This window comes from Kitasatospora sp. MY 5-36 (genome assembly GCF_001182915.1).
Classification (GTDB): domain Bacteria; phylum Actinomycetota; class Actinomycetes; order Streptomycetales; family Streptomycetaceae; genus Kitasatospora.
Genome location: NZ_LFVW01000068.1, coordinates 1 through 600 on the forward strand (window position 1 = coordinate 1; position 600 = coordinate 600).

At 75.3% G+C, this 600-nt stretch carries 1 protein-coding gene; it reads right to left on the reverse strand.

Features of this window, described 5'->3' with window-relative positions:
- Positions 1–600 (reverse strand): SDR family NAD(P)-dependent oxidoreductase (locus tag AE652_RS06360; RefSeq protein ID WP_049650171.1); only part of this gene is annotated, 600 nt, incomplete at both ends.

Consider the following 600-nt stretch of genomic DNA (forward strand, 5'->3'; position numbering starts at 1 on the left):
GCACCGGACCGGTCGCGTCGATCGAGTCGAGCAGGCTTGCCACGGAGGCGCGGTCGGCGACGTCGCACGCCACCACCTCCACTGCCGTCCCCCGAGCCGCGATCGAGGCCGCCAGCTCCGCCACACCGGCGGCACCAGGACCCGAACGGGACGTCAGCACGACCCGCGCCGCGCCACGATCCGCCACCCACTGGGCGGTGATCGCACCCACGCCGCTCGTGCCACCCGTCACCAGCACCGAGCCACGCGGTGACCACGCCTCACGCACGACCGGACGGCCAGCGCGCACCAACCGCCGCGCCACCACACCGCCCGCACGCACCGCCACCTGGTCCTCATCCCCGACCAGGACCGACGCCAGCCGCGCACCGACGCGGGCGTCCACGGCAGCCGGCAAGTCGATCAGCCCGCCCCAGCGGCCCGCCAACTCCAGCGCCGCGACGGCACCCAGACCCCACACCTGCGCCTGGACCGGCCGCACCACATCACCCGCGACCGCCCGCACCGCGCCCCGCGTGACCACCCACAGCGGAGCGGACACACCGAGCCGCCCAAGCTCCTGAACCAGCGCGAGCGTGTCAGCACCACCACGCGACACCC